1 protein-coding gene is annotated in these 4,172 nt (G+C 72.2%); it reads left to right on the top strand.

Features of this window, described 5'->3' with window-relative positions; genetic code table 11:
* On the top strand, positions 1 to 3,852 hold a 3,852-nt coding region (locus CQ393_RS17905), incomplete at its 5' end, for a fibronectin type III domain-containing protein (RefSeq protein ID WP_153193667.1).
* Between the last annotated feature and the right edge of the window lie 320 nt (positions 3,853 to 4,172).

The raw sequence follows: 4,172 nt of genomic DNA on the forward strand, positions 1-4,172 counted from the left end.
CCCGACGCGCCGGTCATCGGCACGGCCACGGCCGGCAACCAGCAGGCCACGGTGACCTTCAGCGCACCGTCGTCGACCGGCGGCGCGACCATCACCAGCTATACGGTGACCGCCAACCCTGGCAACTTCACCGGCACCGGTTCGGGCTCGCCGATCATCGTCACCGGCCTGACCAACGGGGTGAGCTACACCTTCACCGTGACGGCGACCAACAGTGCCGGCACGGGCGTGGCGTCGGGCAGTTCCAATTCGGTCGTTCCGGCCGCGCCGCAGACCATCACCTTCATCAATCCGGGCGCACAGAACTTCGGTACTACCCCGACGCTGATGGCGACCAGCAGCTCGGGCCTGACCCCGACGTTCACCTCGTCCACCACCGCGGTGTGCACGATCACCACCGGCGGCGCGCTGACCTTCCTCACCGCCGGCAGCTGCACCATCAACGCCGACCAGGCCGGCGATTCCAGCTACCTGGCGGCAACCCAGGTCAGCCAGACGTTCACGGTCAATACGGTCGTGCCGGGCGCGCCGACCTCGGTGGTGGCCACCCCCGGCGACACCCAGGCCAGCGTGGCCTTCGCCGCGCCGGCCAGCACCGGCGGCAACACCCTCACCGGCTACACGGTGACCGTGAGCCCGGCGGACGTGGCGCCGGTCAACGGTGCCGGCTCGCCGATCGTGGTCACCGGCCTGACCAATGGCCAGGCCTATACGTTCACCGTCACCGCCGACAACAGCGCCGGCACCGGGCCGGCGTCGTCGGCGTCCAACAGCGTGACCCCGGCGGCGACCCAGACGATCACCTTCAACAACCCCGGTACGCAGAACTTCGGCACCACGCCGACGCTGACGGCGACCAGCGACTCGGGCCTGACCCCGACGTTCAGCTCGTCCACCACCGCGGTGTGCACGATCACCACCGGCGGCACGCTGACCTTCGTCACCGCCGGCAGCTGCACCATCAATGCCGACCAGGCCGGCAACGGCAGCTACCTGCCGGCACCCCAGGTCAGCCGTACCTTTGCCGTCACCGCGGTCGTCCCGGGCGCGCCGACCATCGGCACCGCCACGGTGACCGGCGCCGGGCAGGCCTCGGTGGCCTTCACCGCGCCGGCCGACACCGGCGGGGCGGCCATCACCGGCTACACGGTGACCCCCAGCCCGGCGGTGGCCGGCGGCACGTTCGCCGGCACCGGCTCGCCGATCACGGTCAGCGGCCTGGACACCGGCACCAGCTACACCTTCACGGTGAGCGCGACCAACAGCGCCGGCACCGGCCCGTCGTCGTCGGCCTCCAACGCGGTCACCACCGCGGTGACGCAGGTGATCACCTTCGCCAATCCCGGCGCGCAGGCGTTCGGCACCACGCCGACGCTGACCGCCTCGGTGGACTCGGGCCTGCCGCTGCGCTTCGAGGCCTCCACCCCGGCGGTATGCGCGGTCACGGCCGATGGCGTGCTCAGCTTTGCCAGCGCCGGCACCTGCACGGTGACGGTGCACCAGGACGGCGATGCCAGCCACCAGGCGGCGTCGCTGACGCGCTCGTTCAGCGTGACCGCGCTGGCGCCGGCCACGCCGGTGCCGGGCGAGGTGACCGTGGTCGGCTCGGGCGAGGTGGAGGTGCACTTCACCCCGTCGCCCGCCACCGGCGAGACCATCACCTACACGGTCACCGCGCAGCCGGGCGCCATCACCGCCAGCGGCACCAGTTCGCCGATCACGGTGCGCGGGCTGACCGACGGGGTGAGCTACACCTTCACCGTTACCGCCTCCGGGCAGGCCGGCAACAGCGCGCCCTCGGCGCCCTCGGCCCCGGTGGTGCCGCAGGTGCTGCAGACGGTGATCTTCGAGGAGATCGGCACCCAGCGCTTCGACCAGGTGCCGGTGCTGTCCGCGCGCGCCGACTCCGGCCTGCCGGTGACCTTCGCCTCGCAGACGCAGGACGTGTGCACGGTTACGAGCGATGGCCAGCTGGGCTTCGTGCAGGCCGGCAGCTGCACCCTGGTGGTGGCGCAGGCCGGCGATGCCACCCATCGCCCGGCCTCGGCCACGCGCACCTTCCGGATCGAGCCGGTGCCGCCGGGCGTGCCGGACATCCAGACGCTCACGCCGGTGGGCCCCGGGCAGGTCAGCGTGGCGTTCACCCCGCCAACGTTCACCGGCGGCGCCCGCATCGACGGCTACCGCGTCACCGCCACGCCCGAGGGCGCGGCGCCGGCTGCCCGCACGATGGGCCTGCGCGCGGCCGCCACGCCGGGCGTGGTCACCGCCACCGGCAGCGGCTCGCCGATCCTGGTGCAGGGGCTGGCCGAAGGCGTGAGCTACGTGTTCACCGTGGCCGCCTACAACCTGGCCGGCGAAGGCGAGCCGGACAGCGCCACCGAGCTGGTGGCCGCCCCGAGCCTGAGCTGGATCGGCGACCTGCAGAAGATGTACGGCCAGGCCGACTTCGAGCTGCCCCTGCCGCAGAGCACCAGCCCCGGCGCGTTCACCTTCGCCAGCAGCAATCCGGCCGTGGCCACGGTCAACGGCCGCACCGTCACCCTGGTGGGCGAAGGCAGCACCACGCTGACCGCCACCCAGGCCGCCACCCCCAACTACCTCACCGGCACGGTGACGCTGATGCTGGTGGTCAGCCCGCGTCCGGACCCGACGCTGGACGCGCAGGTCAGCGGCAGCCTGCAGGCCCAGGTCGATGCCAGCGTGCGCTTTGCCCAGGTGCAGGGCGACAACATCCGCGACCGCCTGCGGCAGGTGCGCTCGGGCCGCAACGCCAGCAACGTCAACCTCGCGCTGGCCTACGCCGGCAGCCAGGGCGTACCGGGACTGAGCATGCCGGTCGGCCGCGTGGCCGAGGCGGCGCTGCCGTCGCTGCCCGAAGGCTGGGGCCTGTGGCTGGCCGGCACGGCGACCTTCGGCAAGACCGGGCGCAACGGCCTGGCCGGCGGCGGCTTCGACTTCAACACCGGCGGCCTCACCCTGGGTGCGGACCGCGCGGTGGGCGAGCACGTGCTGCTGGGCGTGGCCGGCAGCTGGGGCAAACAAGGCAGCGACTTCGACGACACCCCCTCCAAGGTCGATGCCGACCAGCGCTCGCTGGCGCTCTACGGCCTGTGGCGGCTGGGCGAGCACCTGTTCGTGGACGGCCTGCTGGCCAGCGGCCGGCTGGACTTCGAGCTGACCCGCTGGAGCGAACTGGCCAATGCCAGCGCCCATGCCTCGCGCGCCGGCGACCAGTGGTTCGGGGCGCTGACCTTCGGCTACGAGCACCGCAGCACGTCGGGGCTGACCTTGACCGGCTACGGCCGCTACGACGGCCACCGCGCCACGCTGGACGGCTACCGCGAGCGCGGGCTGGACGCCTACGACCTGGCCTATGGCCGGCAGCGGGTGGACAACAGCGCGCTGGCGGTGGGACTGGAAGGCAGCCTGAGCTTCCAGCGCGAGCGGCTGAGCTGGCGCCCGCACTGGCGCATCGAGTACCGCGGCGCGCTGGAGAACCGCGGCGACGTGGCAGTGAACTACGTGCAGCGCCCGCGCGACAGCGACTACGTGCTGGCCATGCGCAGCTACAACGACGACACCCTGTCGCTGGGCGCGGGCATGGACCTGCAGCTGGACAACGGCTGGCTGTTCTCGCTGCTGCTGGGCCGCGAGCAGGGCCGCAACGCGATGCGCAGCACCAGCATCGGGCTGCAGGTGCGCTATGGGCAGCCGGCCGCCGGCGCGATGTACGGCGAGAACGGCGATGCGTTCAACGCCGACATGACCGGCGACACGCGCCGCCGCTGCCGCGGACCGGCACCGCGCTGCGCGGCGCCGGGCACGGCGGTGGGCGGCACGCAGCCCTGAGGTGGACGGCCGCGCCGGCTATGTCCGGCGCGGCTGCCTGCAGGCATGCCGCAAGTGGGAACGGAGCGGGAGCTGCGTTACCGCCTCACGCGCCTGCTGGCGGGTGCCGCAGGGAGAGCACGATTTCGATCCCGGCCTCTGCCGTGCGATCCCGCTGAAAAGAAAACAGCCACCGTGACCTTGTCACGGTGGCTGTCGTACCGGGAGATGTTCCAAGGCGTTGCTCAGAGCCGGTATTCGACCGTGACGAAATACTCGGCGCCGGCTGGGTTGTACTTGCTGATGTCCGCGTACGGCCACCACTTCTCCGAGGCGTGGCG

The sequence above is a fragment of the Stenotrophomonas sp. MYb238 genome, from assembly GCF_009496535.1.
Classification (GTDB): Bacteria; Pseudomonadota; Gammaproteobacteria; order Xanthomonadales; family Xanthomonadaceae; genus Stenotrophomonas.